This is a genomic window from Chryseobacterium sp. RLHN22 (genome assembly GCF_051011795.1).
Lineage (GTDB): Bacteria > Bacteroidota > Bacteroidia > Flavobacteriales > Weeksellaceae > Chryseobacterium > Chryseobacterium zhengzhouense.
Window position 1 is genome coordinate 203,715 of sequence record NZ_JBPCHW010000003.1, and the last position, 17,942, is coordinate 221,656.

At 34.8% G+C, this 17,942-nt stretch carries 17 protein-coding genes, 2 tRNA genes and 1 pseudogene; 12 read left to right on the plus strand and 8 right to left on the minus strand.

The features are described from left to right. Positions 1–33: 33 nt before the first annotated feature. The 4 genes from ACR1PN_RS04725 to ACR1PN_RS04740 all read left to right on the plus strand — a co-directional run bounded on the left by ACR1PN_RS04725 (position 34) and on the right by ACR1PN_RS04740 (position 3,485). Positions 34–107: transfer RNA gene (locus ACR1PN_RS04725), tRNA-Asn, on the plus strand. Positions 108–292: 185 nt separating this feature from the next. Continuing rightward, positions 293–366 (plus strand) — tRNA-Asn (locus ACR1PN_RS04730). Between the two features lie 32 nt (positions 367–398). After that, entirely contained in the window at positions 399–671 is a 273-nt protein-coding gene (locus ACR1PN_RS04735) for a GIY-YIG nuclease family protein (RefSeq protein WP_433979084.1), read from the plus strand. A gap of 285 nt (positions 672–956) precedes the next feature. Continuing rightward, positions 957–3,485: a DUF5686 family protein gene (locus tag ACR1PN_RS04740; protein WP_433979085.1), complete on the plus strand. Its 2,529-nt coding sequence runs from the start codon at positions 957–959 to the stop codon at positions 3,483–3,485. Between the two features lie 227 nt (positions 3,486–3,712). On the opposite strand, the gene rpmA is transcribed toward ACR1PN_RS04740, so the two are convergent. The 3 genes and pseudogenes from rpmA to ACR1PN_RS04755 form a co-directional block, all read right to left on the minus strand. Then, positions 3,713–3,970, minus strand: coding sequence for a 50S ribosomal protein L27 (gene rpmA, locus ACR1PN_RS04745; protein ID WP_027383144.1), 258 nt, complete (start codon positions 3,968–3,970; stop codon positions 3,713–3,715). Positions 3,971–4,023: 53 nt separating this feature from the next. Next, positions 4,024–4,383: pseudogene (gene rplU / locus ACR1PN_RS04750) on the minus strand (50S ribosomal protein L21); the annotation flags it as partial. Positions 4,384–4,462: 79 nt separating this feature from the next. Continuing rightward, positions 4,463–5,356, minus strand: a complete 894-nt coding sequence (locus ACR1PN_RS04755) for a GLPGLI family protein (protein WP_433979086.1) — start codon at positions 5,354–5,356, stop codon at positions 4,463–4,465. Between the two features lie 74 nt (positions 5,357–5,430). Between ACR1PN_RS04755 and ACR1PN_RS04760 the strand changes: the two genes are divergently transcribed. Both ACR1PN_RS04760 and ACR1PN_RS04765 read left to right on the plus strand, forming a co-directional pair. Further along, positions 5,431–5,973 carry a hypothetical protein gene (locus tag ACR1PN_RS04760; protein ID WP_433979087.1) on the plus strand — a complete coding sequence of 181 codons (543 nt, stop codon included), beginning with the start codon at positions 5,431–5,433 and terminating at the stop codon, positions 5,971–5,973. A 1-nt stretch (position 5,974) separates the two neighbouring features. Further along, positions 5,975–7,066: an acyltransferase family protein gene (locus ACR1PN_RS04765; RefSeq protein ID WP_433979088.1), complete on the plus strand. Its 1,092-nt coding sequence runs from the start codon at positions 5,975–5,977 to the stop codon at positions 7,064–7,066. Between the two features lie 28 nt (positions 7,067–7,094). On the opposite strand, the gene ACR1PN_RS04770 is transcribed toward ACR1PN_RS04765, so the two are convergent. After that, positions 7,095–7,328: a hypothetical protein gene (locus ACR1PN_RS04770; protein WP_378179451.1), complete on the minus strand. Its 234-nt coding sequence runs from the start codon at positions 7,326–7,328 to the stop codon at positions 7,095–7,097. Positions 7,329–7,459: 131 nt separating this feature from the next. Here ACR1PN_RS04770 and ACR1PN_RS04775 point away from each other — a divergent pair, with 131 nt between their 5' ends. The 3 genes from ACR1PN_RS04775 to ACR1PN_RS04785 all read left to right on the plus strand — a co-directional run bounded on the left by ACR1PN_RS04775 (position 7,460) and on the right by ACR1PN_RS04785 (position 10,126). Beyond that, complete coding sequence (locus ACR1PN_RS04775; RefSeq protein WP_433979089.1) at positions 7,460–8,041, plus strand: tRNA-(ms[2]io[6]A)-hydroxylase; 582 nt, start codon at positions 7,460–7,462, stop codon at positions 8,039–8,041. A 4-nt stretch (positions 8,042–8,045) separates the two neighbouring features. Continuing rightward, positions 8,046–8,663, plus strand: a complete 618-nt coding sequence (locus tag ACR1PN_RS04780; RefSeq protein WP_433979161.1) for a DUF502 domain-containing protein — start codon at positions 8,046–8,048, stop codon at positions 8,661–8,663. Between the two features lie 86 nt (positions 8,664–8,749). Continuing rightward, positions 8,750–10,126, plus strand: a complete 1,377-nt coding sequence (locus ACR1PN_RS04785) for a tryptophanase (RefSeq protein WP_433979090.1) — start codon at positions 8,750–8,752, stop codon at positions 10,124–10,126. Positions 10,127–10,252: 126 nt separating this feature from the next. Here ACR1PN_RS04785 and ACR1PN_RS04790 read toward each other — a convergent pair whose 3' ends face one another. Then, positions 10,253–11,452, minus strand: coding sequence for a PQQ-dependent sugar dehydrogenase (locus ACR1PN_RS04790; RefSeq protein ID WP_433979091.1), 1,200 nt, complete (start codon positions 11,450–11,452; stop codon positions 10,253–10,255). Between the two features lie 109 nt (positions 11,453–11,561). On the opposite strand from ACR1PN_RS04790, the gene ACR1PN_RS04795 reads away from it, so the two are divergent. From ACR1PN_RS04795 to uvrB, 3 genes are read left to right on the plus strand one after another with little or no spacing between them, the layout of a single operon-like run. Next, on the plus strand, positions 11,562–11,933 hold the full coding sequence (locus ACR1PN_RS04795) for a BlaI/MecI/CopY family transcriptional regulator (RefSeq protein ID WP_378179467.1): 372 nt from the start codon (positions 11,562–11,564) through the stop codon (positions 11,931–11,933). Between the two features lie 2 nt (positions 11,934–11,935). Beyond that, positions 11,936–13,714, plus strand: a complete 1,779-nt coding sequence (locus ACR1PN_RS04800; RefSeq protein WP_433979092.1) for a M56 family metallopeptidase — start codon at positions 11,936–11,938, stop codon at positions 13,712–13,714. A 50-nt stretch (positions 13,715–13,764) separates the two neighbouring features. Beyond that, positions 13,765–15,756: an excinuclease ABC subunit UvrB gene (gene uvrB / locus ACR1PN_RS04805; RefSeq protein ID WP_378179472.1), complete on the plus strand. Its 1,992-nt coding sequence runs from the start codon at positions 13,765–13,767 to the stop codon at positions 15,754–15,756. A 45-nt stretch (positions 15,757–15,801) separates the two neighbouring features. On the opposite strand, the gene ACR1PN_RS04810 is transcribed toward uvrB, so the two are convergent. From ACR1PN_RS04810 to ACR1PN_RS04820, 3 genes are read right to left on the minus strand one after another with little or no spacing between them, the layout of a single operon-like run. Then, positions 15,802–16,056: a DUF3820 family protein gene (locus ACR1PN_RS04810; protein ID WP_433979162.1), complete on the minus strand. Its 255-nt coding sequence runs from the start codon at positions 16,054–16,056 to the stop codon at positions 15,802–15,804. A 15-nt stretch (positions 16,057–16,071) separates the two neighbouring features. Continuing rightward, positions 16,072–17,172 (minus strand): AI-2E family transporter, encoded by a 1,101-nt coding sequence (locus tag ACR1PN_RS04815; protein WP_433979093.1) that lies wholly within the window; start codon positions 17,170–17,172, stop codon positions 16,072–16,074. Continuing rightward, positions 17,169–17,906 carry a beta-carotene 15,15'-monooxygenase gene (locus tag ACR1PN_RS04820; protein ID WP_378179556.1) on the minus strand — a complete coding sequence of 246 codons (738 nt, stop codon included), beginning with the start codon at positions 17,904–17,906 and terminating at the stop codon, positions 17,169–17,171. The genes ACR1PN_RS04815 and ACR1PN_RS04820 overlap by 4 nt, the downstream gene beginning before the upstream one ends. Positions 17,907–17,942: the final 36 nt, after the last annotated feature.

Below are 17,942 nucleotides of genomic sequence, written 5' to 3' on the forward strand. Positions count from 1 at the left end.
TCCTATATTTGCACCACTTAAAAACAAGGACATTCCTCCTTAGCTCAGTTGGTTAGAGCATCTGACTGTTAATCAGAGGGTCGCTGGTTCGAGCCCAGCAGGAGGAGCAAAAAAGACTTACATTTCTGTAAGTCTTTTTTTATTTACTAAATTTTAACCACCAATTAATTTTATTTAAAATTTAATTTCCTGAAAAATAATCTGATAGCCTATTTCCAGAGCTTTTGTAGGAAAAATATTTGTTTGACGTTATTTTTCATCATATATTTGCAACACCTTAAAACAAGGACATTCCTCCTTAGCTCAGTTGGTTAGAGCATCTGACTGTTAATCAGAGGGTCGCTGGTTCGAGCCCAGCAGGAGGAGCAAACCGCAATCAAATTGATTGCGGTTTTTTTATGTATTACATTTATATTTTATACTCAGAGTCTGCAGACAAATATTATATTGGATATACTCAATTTCCAACAGAGAGACTTTTGAAACATAATCAACAGGAAAATTTCAACACATATACGCGGAAATTTCGCCCTTGGAAAATGATGGCTCTTTTCGAAGTTTCAAATGACAAAACGATTGCTCTAAATCTTGAACGATACATTAAAAGCAAAAATCCAAAAAGTTTTTGGAAAGACTATGTGATGAAAATCAAGAATTATCCGGAGTTTTAGCTCAGTTAGTTAGAGTCCCGAAACTTCGGGATTAATCAGAGGGTCGCTGGTTCGAGCCCAGCAGGAGGAGCAAAAAGACTTACAGAAATGTAGGTCTTTTTTTATTTAAACTTATCACAACCCATTATTATTCTTATAAAACAACGTCTGTATTTACACAATATTCATAAGCTTATTTTCATTACCTTTGCAGTTTTGTGAATGATTCGTAATTTTTGTAAAAATATTTTAAGTTTTCAACGAATCTGCACACTTTTTGTTTAAGCTAAATGCTCGAAGAAACGAATGATGTCAACCAACTTTTTAAAATACTGTTTCCTATATATTTTTCTCCTTATTACAGGAATCTTACAAGCACAAACTACAGTTTCCGGAAAAATCATTGATGAAAAAACAAATAAGGAAATCAGCGGTGTAGAAATTTTCATTAATGAAAGTCAAAAACCAGCCCTTACAACAACAAGCGGCAATTTTATCGTACAATCTGATTCTATTATTTATAAGTTAAAATTTTCAAGAAAAAGTTTTGCATTTGAAACGACAGATATCTCCCCTGATAATGCAAATAATCTGATTATAAAACTTTCTCAGGAAAAAGTAAGCAGCATTGAAGAAGTTGTGATTCACAACGAAAAAACAAAATACAAGAGCAAAAAAGAAAATCCTGCGTACCGAATCATGCAGGAAGTATGGAAGCGCAAGCGAAACAATGGTTTGGAGAAGTTCAATACTTACACTTATAAAGAATACGAAAAGATTCAGTTTGACGCCAACAATCTTGACAGCACGTTTATGAATCGTAAAATCTTTAATAAGCTTGATTTTATTTTTGATTATGCCGACTCTACTGCAAGTGGAAAAATGGCACTTCCTGTTTTTCTCAACGAATCCATTTATGAGAATTTTGGAGAAAATAAACCTAATAAAAAGAACAAAAGGTTACTTGTCGCCCAGAAAACTTCAGGTTTTCAGGACAATCAGGTCATTACCCTTACTGCAAAAAACCTTTATCGTGACATCAATATTTACGATAACACCTTAAATTATTTTGATATCGGATTTCCAAGTCCTGTCGGAACCGATGGTTTCAGCACGTATGATTATAATTTAGTGGATACTATTTCTGTGAACGGAGAAAATGCCTACAAAATAAGATATCAACCACGCAGAACTGAGGTTTTGGCATTTCAGGGCTATCTTTATATTGATACCGATTCTTATGCGGTTTTAGGAGCTACTTTAAAATCGACAAATAAGATCAATGTTAATTTCATCAACGCAATTTCAACCGAATTGGAATATGATAATCCGGATGATGAAACTTTTCTTCCAAAGAAATTCGTTACAGAAATCGAGATGACACCATTTTCAAAAAAGAAAAGTGCAAAAAGCATCATTGCCAAAAGATCTGTAGATTATTCTGAGTATGATTTTAATAAACCTTTGGCAGATTCTGTTTTCACAAGAAGAAAAGAAGAATATGATGATCGGTTTGTAGATAAAGATGAAGCATTCTGGGCAACTGCAAGACCTGATTCACTTTCAAAACAGGAACAGGGTGTATACGAAATGCTTGATAAATTGCAGCACACTCCAAAATTCAACAGAATCGTAAAATTGACTGAAACTTTAGCTTCAAGATACTATAATGTGACCAAAGGAATCGATTTGGGACCCATCACCTCAATTTACGGTAAAAATGAAGTAGAAGGCGATAGAATAAGATTGGGAGCTAGAACCTATTTTACGCAAAATGATCCTTGGAGAGTTGAATTTTATAATGCTTATGGCTTTAAAGATAAACAATTCAAATACGGCGTTGAAGGACGTTATATGTTTAACAGAGTCAATCGTTTTATGATTGGAGCCGGAACAAAAAGAGACATTACCCAGCTTGGAGTACAATTAACTACAGAAGATGGCATTTTATCCCGTTCATTTGCTTCATCAACCGTTTTTGCAAGAGGAGAAAATGCGTCTTTAAGCTCAGTAAACCAAACCAGTGTTTTTACCTCTATTGAGCCTTGGAAAAATTTTCAGGTAAGAGTCGACGGAACTTTGCAAAGCATTAAATCTGCCAATCCTGAAGGGTTTAATCTGATGTATTACAGAAATGGTGATTTGAGGAAAACAGTGAATGATTCACGTGTTTCCATCAGTTTAATCGCAAGACCGGGAGCTAAATTCTCACAGACCGGGGTTGACCGTTACGAACACGGAACTTTAGCACCAACGATTGTTTTAAAATATACGAGAGGTATTGAAGGTTTATTTAATGCTGATTTTAATTATAATAAACTGCAGTTTATGTTTTACAAACCGATTCTTTTGGGAAGTTGGGGCAAAACTCTATTCAGTTTTGAAGCAGGAAAAAACTTCGACACCGTTCCTTTGGCATTACAAAATATCATTCCGGGAAACCAATCTTACGGAATCGTTCCGAATACTTTTGCTCAGCTGAATTATTATGAGTTTGTCGCAGACACGTATTCAACCATGCATATTGAGCATCATTTCAATGGCAAAATACTTTCCTTTATTCCCTTAATTAAGAAACTGAAGTTGAGAGAAGTTGCCTTCATCAGAGGAGCTTATGGCTCTTTAAGTGACGCATCTAAAAATATCAATGTAGATAATCTGAAATATTCGGCACCAGATCAGCAGATCTATTATGAATATGGTTTCGGAATTGAAAACATTGGTTTTGGAAATATCAGAATTTTCAGAGTAGATTTCAACTGGAGAGGAAATTATTTAGACCGACCGGATGCTTCAAAATTTGGCATTAAAGCAGGTTTTCAGTTTGGGTTTTAATAATAAATTATTAGCTGTTTTGATCCACATATAACCTTAAAATTTCATTATAGGCTTGTCATTCCGTAGAAATCTCATTTTCAGTCTAATAAATAGAATAATTTAGATTCCTACGGAATGACAAAAACTCTGTAGATTTACTTGAATAAGTACTTCCAGTTTTATAAATAGCATAAAAAATCCTCAACAAACTGCTGAGGATTTTATTTTTTATAAACGCTTATTAATTATGCGTTTGGCTCTACAGATACAAAAGATCTGTTATTTGCTTTCTTTCTGAAAACCACTTTACCGTCTACCAATGCAAACAAAGTGTGATCTTTACCGATACCAACGTTTTCACCTGGGTGGTGTTGTGTACCTCTCTGTCTGATGATGATGTTTCCGGCAATAGCGTCTTGTCCTCCGAAAATTTTCACTCCTAATCTTTTAGAGTGAGATTCTCTACCGTTCTTGGAACTACCAACTCCTTTCTTGTGTGCCATTTTATTTTAAGGTTTTTTGGTTTAAATTATTCTGCGCTTTCTGCTGCTTCAGCATCAGCTTTTTTAGTTGTTTTCTTAGCTGGTTTTTCAGCTTTCTTACCATCAAATCCTGTAATACCAGTGATCTTGATCTGAGTAAGAGATTGTCTGTGACCGTTTTTCACTTCGTAACCTTTTCTTCTTTTCTTTTTGAAAACGATTACTTTATCAGCTTTTACATGGTCTAAGATCTCTGCCTCTACAGTGATTCCGTTTACAGCTGGGGCGCCTACAGTGATTGCTCCGTTTACAGTAAGAAGAATTTTATCAAAAGATACTTTTCCTCCTTTATCTCCTTTCAAACGGTTTACAAACAACTTCTGGTCTTGCTCAACTTTGTATTGAAGCCCTGCTATTTCTACAATTGCAAACATTGTCTATAAATTTTTAGTTAATTCGAGGTGCAAATGTAGTGATTTTTTAATGACTAACCATATGGTTTTGAGAATTTTTCTATTTTCTGTGCAAATTTAATTCCAACTGATTGTTATTGGTTTTGTATTTCTTAGCCATCGACTCTTCAAAATACTTGATAATTTCAGGATTACTTGTCAACTTAGCGCCCGATTCGGTTGTGACCGTCATTGTGGTACGTGGGTCTGCCAAATCGAGTTTTATGTCTTTAGCCGGATCATTTTTGTAAGACAGATATTGCTTTTTATATTGAGCAGGACTTACTTTTACACCTTCAAATTCATGTTTTGCTTCTTTCTGCAATGCCAAAATATAACCCCAGGAATGGTCTTCAGGTTTTAGTTTTTTATTTCCTTTTAATAAAAACTGATGTGATTTTGTTTTGTCTTCGAGTTTTACAATTAAACCAGGTAAGCCATGAAATTTATACAGACCATCCGGAAAAGGCAAATCTTTTGAAAACCATGCTTCCCAAATTCTTCCTCCAAAGTTTACTGTTGCCTTCTGACAATTGTAGTTTTCTATTTTTTGTGTTTCGGGAAGAATATTCCATTTTAAAACAGGAGTTTCTTCAACAATCATATTGGTTTGTTCGATATTGGTAAACCATGTCGTTTTAAAACTCGGGTATGACTTCTCTATTAAATAAGAAATATTCCAATCTTCTGAACTTGATGAATAGCTGATGTGATTAGGTGTAGATTTTCTTTGCTGAATGATTGAGTTATTCATGATAGAATCACTCGCAAAACTTGCCTGACCGTAGAAATAAGATTTTGTAGGTAAAATATCAAGATTTACAAACTCTTTCTTAAGACTGTCGGTTTTTGTTGAATCAATTCTAAACTGATATTCGTAAGTAAAACGGTTTCCCTGCGCTGAAAAATTTAGAAAAGCGAAGAATACCAAAAGGAAGCAAAATTTAAAATTCATATTTCGTGATTAATTCCCCAAATATAGAAATTAAATCAATTCTCTTTTATTTGTATTTTTGAAAAAAACTTTCAATGAAAATAATATTAAGCATATTACTCTTTTTATCACTTATTTCCTGTACTGTTTATGGTGTAACCAATGATTACAAAAAACTTTCTGAAGAACAGAAGAAAACCATTGTTGCTTTAGAAAACTTCGAAAAAACCGATAACAATCACATTTATAAAATAAACGGTCAACAGCTTAAATCAGAATTAGCCAAACATCCAAGATCTTTAGTCTATATTTTCACCAATGGCTGCAGTTCCGTACGCTGTCTTCCTATGTCCAATTACGAAAAATTTGCAAAAGAAAACGGATACAAATTATTTCTGGTAATGAATGGTTATGCAAATCTGAATGAAACAACAGATCAACGCTCACAAGTTTTCACCGTACCTTTATTTTCCATTGACAATGACTCCTATAATTCATGGTATCGATCAAAATACAGTAGATATTTTAAAAATGATTTAAAAGGGATAGAGACTAAAAGTAAAACAGAATGGGATGGAGGTTTATATTTCTTTTCTTACGATAAATTTGAAAAAGCCACATTAGAACTACCTCAATAACATGAACAGAGACCTCTACATCGATTTCGCAAAAGGATTAGCAACGCTTTCCATTATTTTTATCCATACTGCTTTTTGGTCTGGACAATTTTATATTATTCCTGAACTAAGAGTGTTTTCATTGGTTTTTGATGTTGCGCTGTTTTATGCTTTAAGCGGAATTACTTCAGGCTCCAATATTGAAAAGACATTCTACAGATTGCTGAAACTTCAGATTACCTACATGATTTTTGTAACGCTGCTGTTCTTTTTAGATTATTTCTTTAAAATATTCGGACTTACATTTTTCTCACTGGAATGGTTGCAAAAGTTTTACACTACTTTTGGTTCAAAATATGCAGCAACAAGTATTTCTACAGCCCCGCAATGGCAAAATCTTGGAAATTGGTATCTTCATGAATACACCAATGCAGATACTTTTCCTGTAGTGATGGGAAGTTTCTGGTATTTGAAAGTCTATTTTATTTTAACAGTTTTCGGAGTTTTAATTCTAAGATTTTTCCCGAAACACATCAATTGGTTTATCGGAATTTGCGTCGCCTTAACTTTATTATTTAATATTTTTCCTAAAATTTACCCAACCGGACAAGTCGGTTATGTCGCTTTTTACATGACTGTTTTCCTGGTTGCCAATAAAATGCGAGGGAAAACAATTCCGGTAAAAATGATTCCCGTTCTTTACGGATTGGTTGCTGCAGCACTGATCTGGATGTTTTGGTATTTCGGAAACGATATTTTCTTTAAAATCAACAAGCAGAAGTTTCCACCGAAAATCCCTTATATCATTTGGTCTTTATTTTCGCTAACAACACTGTTTGTATTGTATAACAGATTAAAAATCACTAAAGAAAATTTCGTCACTCATATCGGAAAAAATGCGATTTTCTTTTATTTCGGACAGGGAATCAGTTCGTCACTGGTTTATTTCTTAGTTGTTCCTTTAAAGGAAAATATGCCTTGGTGGCTTTTGATGATTCTGATTTATATGGTGAATGTAATTTTGGCCTTCATTATTGCAACCTTCTTACAGAAATTCGATGCAATGGGGTGGAAAATTTTAAATTTCCTGCGAAAAAAAACCGCCACATCGTGACGGTATATTGTAAACAGTAACTCAGAAATTAATCTCTGCTGGCTCTTCCTCCACGTACAAGCACAGCTACTAGAACGATAAACAGCACTGCTCCAATAATGATGTACAGCGGATTGGCATACCATTCTTCAGTTTTTGTCGTCGTGCTAGTTACCTCTACTTTTGGAGCAGCCTCCTGAGCGAAAGCAATAAATCCTGAAAATAAGGTTAAAACGAAAAATGCAAATTTTTCCATTTTTTTTGTAATTAATAATGTGTTCATTGGTGTGATTTTTAATATTAATTTAACATTATCCAACTTTATGCCATGATTATTCTTAATTTAACAATGAAAATTAATTTTTTATTTAAAGAAGATTTATTTTAATTATTTTTACAGAAATTTTTTAAGTCATGTTTAAGCTGAAGCTTCCCACCGATCCAAGATGGGCAAATATTGCAGAAGGAAATCTACAGGAAATTTTAACCGATCATGCATGGTGCGAGCAGAAAGCAGCCACCAACGCCATCGGTCTCATTACAATGCTTCCCGAATATCCTGAAATTGTGACCGAGCTTTTGGCTATTGCACAGGAAGAGCTGGAACATTTTAATCAGGTTCATCAGATAATTATTAAAAGAGGTTATACTTTTGGACGCACCCGTAAAGATGATTACGTAAACGAACTGGTAAATTTCATCCAAAAAGGCGGAAACAGAGATACTTTAATTATTGACAAAATGCTTTTTGCAGCCATGATTGAAGCAAGAAGCTGCGAAAGATTTAAAGTGCTTACAGAAAATATTAAAGATGATGAACTGAGAGATTTTTACAGAGAACTGATGATTTCTGAAGCCAATCATTACACCACTTTTATCGGCTTCGCAAGACAGCTTGGTGATACGGAATATGTAAATAAAAGATGGGAGGAATGGCTGGAGTATGAAGCCAAAATTATTCAATCTTACGGAAATAAAGAATCAATACACGGATAAACAGTTGAAAAAACCGACTTTTGAGAGTATGACCAATCTCTTCCTGAAAAACTTTTTTCAGGGACTGATTATTATTGGTCCTATCGGATTGACAATATTCGTAATTTGGTCGGTCATTACTTCCATTGATAATATTATTCCGTCGGTTGCAAGAGAAATTCCGGGACTGGTTTTTGTATCAACATTATTACTAACTGCTCTATTGGGCTACTTAGGAAACAAATTTGTGGTTGGCCGGTTTTTTGTCGATGCCGTGGATAGACTTTTAGAAAAAACACCGGGAATTAAACATATTTATTCGCCAACCAAAGATGTTATGTCTTCGTTTGTAGGTGATAAGAAAAAGTTCAGCGACCCGGTTTGGGTAAAAACCAATGAAAATCCCGAAATATGGAGAATTGGTTTTTTAACGCAAAAAGAAATGGCTGATGTCGATAAACACAATTACGTAGCGGTTTATCTTCCTCATTCGTATGCTATTTCGGGCTGGGTAATTGTGACGGAAGAGAAAAATATAAAACCTGTAGTGGGAATGTCTGCTGCTACAGCAATGAAATTTGCGGTAAGCGGGGGTGTTGCGGGTTTTCATTCAGATGAAAATATATTTAAAGCGCCTGAGTAAAATTCTTTTACTTCTTTAAATACATCTGATGATTGAAATTCATTTTCAATTCAATTTTTCTTTAATAAATCTAAAAAATATATCACATGGAATTACCATATGCAGAACCGTTTCGTATCAAAATGGTGGAAGAAATCCGTCAGTCTACGAGAGAAGAAAGAGAAAACTGGCTGAAAGAAGCTAAATTCAATTTATTTAATCTAAAATCTTCACAGGTTTTTATTGATCTTCTGACAGATTCAGGAACCGGAGCAATGTCTGACAGACAATGGGGTGCTTTGATGACCGGAGACGAAAGTTATGCTGGTTCTCGCTCATTTGAACAACTACACAATACCGTTCAAAATATTACAGGTTTCAAATATTTATTACCGACTCACCAGGGAAGAGCCGCTGAAAATGTTTTGTTTTCGGTTTTGGTAAAAGATGGAGATGTTATTCCAGGAAACTCGCATTTTGACACCACAAAAGGACATATTGAAATCAGAAAAGCTCACGCAATCGACTGCACAATCGATGAAGCTTTTGATATCAATGATCTTCATCCGTTCAAAGGAAACATTAACCTTGAAAAATTAGAAGAAGTTTATAAATCTCATCCGAAAGAACAAATTCCTTTCTGTTTGGTAACGATTACCTGTAATTCTTCAGGAGGACAGCCTGTTTCTCTTGAAAACATGAAAGCAGTAAAAAAACTTTCAGACCAATACGGAATTCCTGTATTTTTTGATTCTGCAAGATTTGCTGAAAATGCTTATTTCATCAAGAAAAGAGAAGCCGGACAGGAAAACAGAAGCATCAAAGAAATCTGTAAAGAAATGTTTTCTTATGGAGAAGGAATGACGATGAGTTCTAAAAAAGACGGTTTGGTAAACATCGGTGGATTTATTGCATTGAACAACGAAGAAGTTTTCAGAAAAGCATCTAATTTCACGATTATTTACGAAGGTTTCATTACGTATGGCGGAATGGCAGGAAGAGACATGGCTGCTTTGGCAGTTGGACTTGATGAGGCAACTGAATTTGCTTATCTGGAAAGCAGAATTTCTCAGGTGGAATACCTTGGAAATAAATTAATCGAGTACGGAATTCCTGTACAGAAGCCGATTGGTGGTCACGCTGTTTTCATTGATTCTTTAAATTTTTTACCGAATGTTCCCCGTGAAGAATATCCTGCACAGACTTTAGGTCTTGAGATTTACAAGGAAGCAGGAATCAGAACAGTAGAAATTGGAACCTTATTGGCAGACAGAGATCCCGAAACCAGAGAAAACCGTTATCCGAAATTAGAGTTGGTTCGTTTGGCAATTCCGAGAAGAACGTACACGAACAATCATATGGATTACATTGCAGCAGCAGTGAAAAATGTATACGAAAGAAGAGACGAAATTTCAAAAGGATACAACATTACTTGGGAACCTGAAATTTTGAGACACTTTACGGTTCACTTAGAAGAAGCTTAATTGTTTTTAAAATAAAAATTCGGGCGCAAAATCTTCGATTTTGCGCCCGAATTGCATATTGATTTGATTCTAATTTAGTATTGATAGGATTTACATCCTATCCTTTAGAAAGTGCCACTTCTACATTTATTTCTTGGAAATTTTATACAGTTTTCCGCTGTCGGTCACACCATACAAATTCCCGTCCATTCCGCTTAAAACATCACGGAATCTTTCTTTCTGGTCTAAAAGAAGTCGTTCTTCGCCAACAACTTTATTGTCTTTCAAAACAATTCTGTTGATATGTTGACCACTAAGACAGGCAATAAATAAATTATTTTTCCATTCGGCAATATTTCCTGTGTAGAATGTAACGCCACTCGGAGAAACCACAGGATCCCAATAATATACAGGTTGTTCGGTTCCTGCTTTTTGCGTGGTTCCGTTATTAATTTTTTCACCGTTATACTCAATTCCGTAGGTTACATCGCCCCAACCGTAATTTTTTCCCGGCTGAATTAAATTAATTTCATCTCCACCTCTCGGACCCATTTCAATATCCCAAAGCTGACCTTTTTCATCTAAAGCCAGACCTTGCGGACTACGGATGCCGAATGCATAAATTTCAGGTTTATAACCACCTTTTCCGATGAATGGATTTCCGGGAGCTGGTTTTCCGTCTTTGGTAATTTTCAAAATTTTACCTAAATAATTATCAGTTTTCTGAGCATATACTCGTGTTTCTTTATCTGATCTTTCACCAGTACTTACAAAAAGGTTTCCGTCTTTATCAAAAACCAGTCGGCTTCCGTAATGTTTATCTCCATCGTAAGTTGGAGTAGCTCGGAAAATTACTTTCACCTCAGAAATATTCTTTAGGTCTGAAGACAATTTACCTTTTGCAACGGCTGTGTGATTTCCTCCAGTGTAAGGTTCAGAATAACAGAAATAAATAATATTATTGGTTTTAAAATCCGGATCTAAAGCAACATCAAGCATTCCGCCCTGCCCTTTCGAATCTACTTTTGGGAAACCTTCAATTTTTGAAATCTGTTTTCCATCAGCTGAAACAACATTCATGAAGCCTGTTTTTTCAGTAATTAAAAATTTTCCATCAGGCAAATTAATAATCCCCCATGGTCTACCTAAATCTTTAGTTAAAACTTCAACATTATATGCGGTAGTGGTTTTCACAGGTTTAATTCTTGTCTGTCCTTCAAAAGCCGGTTTATAATCGGTATTTGGTTTTTCTTCTTTTGCAGAAGGTTCACTGGGTTTTCCTTTTCCCTGACACGATACAATCGTCGTTGCAGAAGCTAATAAAATGGGTAAGAGTAATTTTTTCATAATAATATTAAAGAGGTTTATCGATTGAGTGGAAAAATAATGCCATAAAAAAATTGTGCAATTAAATTTTTATTCTACATTTGTAGAACAAAATAAAATATTGTAGAATATGAATGAGATAAAATTAACCAATTCCGAAAAAACTTTGATGGATATTCTTTGGGAAAAAGAAAAAGCATTCATGAAAGATATTCTGGAAGCGTATCCCGAACCAAAACCTGCAGCAACAACTGTTGCAACGCTCTTAAAAAGAATGCAGAATAAAGATTTGGTAGGTTTTGAACTGTATGGAAATTCACGTGAATACTTTCCTAAAGTAGCAAAGGGTGAATATTTCAAGGAAGAAATGACTTCTATGATTGACCGTTTTTTTAACAGCTCTGTAACGCAGTTTGCTTCTTTTTTTACATCCAATTCAAAACTAACACAGAAACAACTGAAAGAGCTTCGTGATATAATAGATAAAGAAATAAAAGAGTAATCATGGAAATCATCCTATTAAAAATAATTATTTGTTCAGGGGTTTTGCTGGGTCTCTATCATTTATTTCTGGCAAAAGAAAGAACATTTACGTTCAATCGTTTTTATTTGATATTCGCTTTGTTATTCTCATTGTGTATTCCTTTTGCGACTATCGAAACAAAGCAGGTACACGAAGAGATTCCTTCAGCAATTTTTGTTGAAGAAACCGTACAACCGATAACAGCAGCTTCAAGTGTTGCTCAACAGGAAAGTTTTGATTATCTGAAAGTCCTTTTAATTATTAATTTTATCGTAACAGGAATATTGCTTTTAAAAATCGGTTATTCAATTTTGAAAATCAAAAGATTGAAAGGTAGAAAAATCGATTATCAAAGCAGAAAAATTGTTCTTCTTGAAAAAGATCTCGCTCCTTTCAGCTTTTGGGATACAATATATCTTTCTGAAAATTATTTTCAGGATTCTAAGATTGATGATACCATTTTTCTACACGAAGCCATTCATATTAAACAAAAACATTCCGCCGACATTCTTTTTGTTGAAATTGTAAAAGCTCTTTTCTGGTTTAATCCTTTTATTTATTTCTATAAAAAAGCGATGGTTAGCAACCATGAATTTATTGCTGATGAAAGCGTCCTAGTACAAAGCAATAATGTGAAAAATTATCAAGAGTTGATTTTGCAGGAAATTTTGAAACAGCAGAATCTTCCCTTAATACATCAATTTAATTTTAATAACACAAAAAAAAGATTCATTATGATGACAAGTAAAAATTCAAAATTTGCGAAAGCAAAAAAGTTTCTTGCAATTCCTGCGTTTGCAGCATTAGCAATTGTTTTTGCCGAAAAAACATATGCGAAAGACAATATTGAAAATTTTGACACGAAAAAAAGCAACACCCTTTCTCAAGCCTTTTTAAACAGTCCTTATGAAGAAGTTCAAAAAATTCTGAGTAAATATAATGATCTATTGAAAAATAGAAAATATGCAGAGTTTGACAGAACAATAAGTCAGGAAGACAGAAAAACATTAATGGAATTTTATCCTCAACTTTCTGAACAGGAAAAAGATGAACTTCCATTCATTTTCACAAAAACTAAAAAAGCCGAAAGAAATGCCGTAAGCGAAAATGATCTCAAAGAATTTTCTAATGCTGCAAAATATGGCGTGTGGATAGATGAAAATAAAATCGGAAATGCCACTTTGAAAAACTATAAGGCATCAGATTTTTCTCATAAATCGATCAGCAAAAGGTATAAAAATGCCATTAGCAAAAAGAATCCACAACCTTTTCAGGTGAATTTAATGACCAATGCATATTATGACAAATACAGTAAAGAGGAACCCAGAACACTAATGTCTTTTAAAGTAAAAGCTTTTGTAAAAGGTAAAGACACCATTCCCGTTAAGAGAAATACTGAAGCTAAGTCTCAACAGGATGTTGCCTTTGGCAAAGAGGCAGACCTAAAACCCGCAGAATTTCCGGGCGGGGCAAACAAACTAAGAAATTTCGTTTCTGCCAATTTTGATGGCTCGATCATGAAAGGGGATGAAGGAACTATAAAAACAGTAATATATTTCAATGTTGACGAAGCCGGCAAGGTAAGCAATATTAATGCAACAGGTGAAAATGCAAAATTCAACAATGAAGCAATGAGGGTTATAAAACTTGCGAATCAGGATGTCACATGGAAACCCGCCGAAAAAGATGGACAGCCGGTAAAATACAGGTATCAGATTCCGCTTGTCATGAATTTTGAAACCTACAAAAAAACACAATAATATATTTGAGAGTCCGTTTCGGACTCTTTTTTATTTCCTAAATTTGAAGTATGAAATTCAATCTTCAATCAGAATATAAACCTACGGGAGATCAGCCACAAGCTATTGAAAAGCTGACAAAAGGTATCGAAATCGGTGAAAAGTACCAGACATTGCTTGGAGTAACCGGTTCCGGAAAGACTTTTACGGTTGCCAATGTTGTACATAATGTTCAGAAACCGACTTTGGTTCTGGCGCACAACAAGACTTTGGCAGCACAGCTTTTCATGGAATTTAAAGAATTTTTTCCTGAAAATGCAGTAGAGTATTTTGTAAGTTATTACGACTATTATCAACCCGAAGCTTACATCGCAAGTTCCGGAACTTATATTGAGAAAGATTTAAGTATAAATGAAGAGGTTGAAAAACTTCGTCTTTCTGCAACGGCAAGTTTGCTTTCGGGAAGAAGAGATGTTCTGATTGTTGCCTCAGTATCATGTATTTACGGTATCGGAAACCCGACTGAATTTCACAAATCGTTAATCTCACTTGAAATAGGAGAAAAAACCACAAGAACATCGCTTTTGCATTCTTTGGTTAACGCTTTGTACTCAAGAACACTGGGCGATTTCCAGCGAGGTACATTCAGAGTAAAAGGTGATGTCGTTGATGTATTTCCGGCGTACGCGGATAATGGAGTAAGAATTCAATTTTTCGGCGATGAAATTGAAAAAATCCAGAGCTTTGACCCAGTTACAGGAAATGTAACTTCGAATTTTGAACAGATTCAGATTTATCCTGCAAATCTATTTGTGACATCAAAAGAAACTTTGAACGGAGCGATCAGAAATATTCAGGATGATCTTGTAAAACAAGTTGATTTTTTTTCATCAATTGAAAAACCTTTAGAAGCAAAAAGACTTCAGGAAAGAACTGAACTGGATCTTGAAATGATTAAAGAATTAGGATATTGCTCAGGAATTGAAAATTACTCCCGCTATCTTGATGGAAGAGTCCCAGGATCCCGACCTTTCTGTCTTTTAGATTATTTTCCAAAAGATTTTTTGATGGTGATTGATGAAAGCCACGTTACCGTTCCACAGGTTCATGCCATGTACGGTGGTGACAGAAGCCGTAAGGAAGCTTTGGTAGAATATGGCTTCCGGCTTCCCGCTGCGATGGATAACCGACCATTAAAATTTGAGGAGTTTGAAGCTATTCAAAATCAGGTTATTTATGTTTCTGCTACTCCAGCCGATTACGAATTAGAAAAAACCGGAGGAGAATATATTGAGCAAATTATCCGTCCCACTGGACTTTTGGACCCTATTATTGAGATCAGACCAACCATTAATCAGATTGATGATTTAATGGAAGAAATCAATAAAAGAGCGGAACTGGATGAAAGAGTTTTGGTAACGACTCTAACTAAAAAAATGGCGGAAGAGCTTACCAAATATTTCACAAAATTCGGGATCAGAACAAGATACATCCATTCTGATGTCGAAACGTTAGAACGTATTCAGATTATGCAAGATCTGCGTTTGGGGCTTTTCGATGTTTTAATTGGAGTTAATTTATTGAGAGAAGGCTTAGATTTACCTGAAGTTTCTCTGGTTGCTATTTTAGATGCCGATAAAGAAGGAATGCTGAGAAGCCGAAGATCGATGATTCAGACGGTTGGCCGTGCTGCAAGGAATATCAACGGCAAAGCCATCATGTATGCCGATAAGATTACAAAATCAATGCAGGCAACTTTAGACGAAACTGAATATCGCAGGGCAAAACAAATGGCTTATAATGAAGAGCATGGTAAAGTTCCGACCGCTTTAAATAAAAAGATTTCTGAAAATTTAGTCGGAAGAAGCAAAGATTTCCCTGATGAAAAATACACCCAGAAAGAAATTGTACAAAAGGTTGCTGAAACAAAGGCCAATTACTCTTCTGAAGATGTAGAGAAAATCATTACCCAGAAACAAAAAGAAATGGAAGCGGCAGCAAAGAATTTAGACTTTATAAAAGCTGCAAAACTAAGAGATGAAATTGCGGCTTTGAAAGGATAAAATCTTCGGCGGCGCCTTTGGCGCCGCCGAAGATTTTTTTAACAATTAAAATTTATATATTTTATTTTTAGGCTTTTCAAAACTCACTTTTCCGCCACGTATTGGAGTCAGCAAGTCCATCAAACCATTCAATTTTATTTCATAAATTGTAGAAAGCTGCATTCCCAGCTTTCCGGGAGGCATCCCCTTACGGTAAAACCATTCGAGATAACTGATGGGTAAATCGGCCAAGATAGTGTCTTTATATTTTCCGAAAGGCATTTTCACCACGCATATTTCCTGTAAAATTTCAGGATTTATTCCCTGCTCCATTTTTTATACTATTAAATCAATTTTATTTTCAAGGTCTTCGTCTCTGTCTTTTTCCGAGAGCTGAAGTTCCGGTATTTCATCGTCAGAAAACTCATTTCTGTACACCTGAATCAGAAGCAAAGTAAGAGAAACCAGAATAGGTCCGAAAATTAAGCCCATGAAACCAAAAATATTCATTCCCATAATAATTCCGAAAACTGTATTCAGAGGGTGAATGTCTTCCAGTTTTTTAAGCAAAGTAAAACGCAGAACGTTATCGGTTAAGCCTACCACAACCAAACAGTAAATTGCAAGCCCGATCCCAGGCCCGGTTTGTCCTTCCGCAATCATAAAAATACAGATAGGAACATATACAATCGCCGCTCCCACAACAGGAATCATCGATGCGGCAGCGGTTAAAGCAAATAACAGAACAGGACTTGGTGCGCCAAAAATAAAATATCCAATCAATGCTATTATTCCTTGCCCTAAAGCCACGACCGGAAGTCCGATTGCATTGGCCATGATCAGCTTTCTCATTTTCTCTCCGATTAAAGATACATTAGATCTCTTCAATGGTGCTGCAGAGGCTAAAATTCTTTCAAAAAGACGCGGCCTTTCAAACATAAAATAGAGAATGAAATACATCGACATAATCACCGTCAGAGTATTGAAAGTTCCGCTTAAAGCTTTTGTTGAAAAACGTCCGGCAGAATCTTTTACTTTCGTCATATTTTCTTTGCTCAGAAGATCTACCTTTGTTTTTGAATAAACAAAATCATGAATTTTATCAACAAATACGTTGAATTTAGTCATGTAAACCTGTGCATTACCTAATTTTTCAATCAGTAAATCAACAATAAGATAAACGGGTAAAATAATTACAATTAAACTGGCCAACATGAGAACCAAAGCAGAAGCCCAGGGTTTCCATTTTCGTTCTTCCTGTAAATAAAGATTGTATTTTCTACAAACTACATAAATGGTAATTGCTCCCAAAACAGAAGGAATAAACATGGCAAGATTGAAGCAGATCAACCCTGCCAAAATCAAAATGATGGCAAGCAGAAAAATTTGCTTAATCACTACACTGCTGATCTGGTTTTCTTTGTTATTTGGTGTCATTTATTGTATATTATTTGTCTTGGTTTACCTAAATAAGCGCAGTATGCAGAATACATGGCTATATAGATAAAAGGATAAGTAAAAATTATACCAATACAACAAAGCAGTATCCCGGAAAATGTAATTAATCCAGCTAAAATTGCTGTTCCCAGGAACACAGAGTAATTGTCTTTTACAATATTATACGTCTTGGAAATCGCATCCATTGCATTTGTATTTTCAAATAAAAGAATTGGGTAACCAAGAAAAAACAAAGGGTAAACAAACAGAAAAGGAATAAAGCACATCGCAAGAGAAACCCATAAAATAATATTGGTAATGAGACTATACAATAATATATTACCTAAATTCTGGCGATAACCGATAAAAAGATCAGAAAACTCTACAGGAATTTTCGTATTAAACTTATTAGCAATATAAATTAAACCTACATACAGAGGTGATAAAAGAATACTTAATAAACCTGAAAATGAGTAATAAAGAGAAATCCCCGGTCTGTCAATCAAAATATTTCTATAACTGTCTTCATCAAAATCTCTAAAATTACTGTAATTTGAATAAAAATTTAGCCCGGTGATAGACTGCAGTACAAAATCTGCAATTAAATAGATGATCATGGTAACAAATGCATACAGGAAAACGCCTTTAAACATTTCGAAAGCATGAGAAATAATCGATCCGGTATCCTTATTGGGAACAGATCCTTGCTGATCAAATTCTTTAAACTCTGACATGGTGTTTATTTTTAATGTTTCTCAAATTTAATTTAT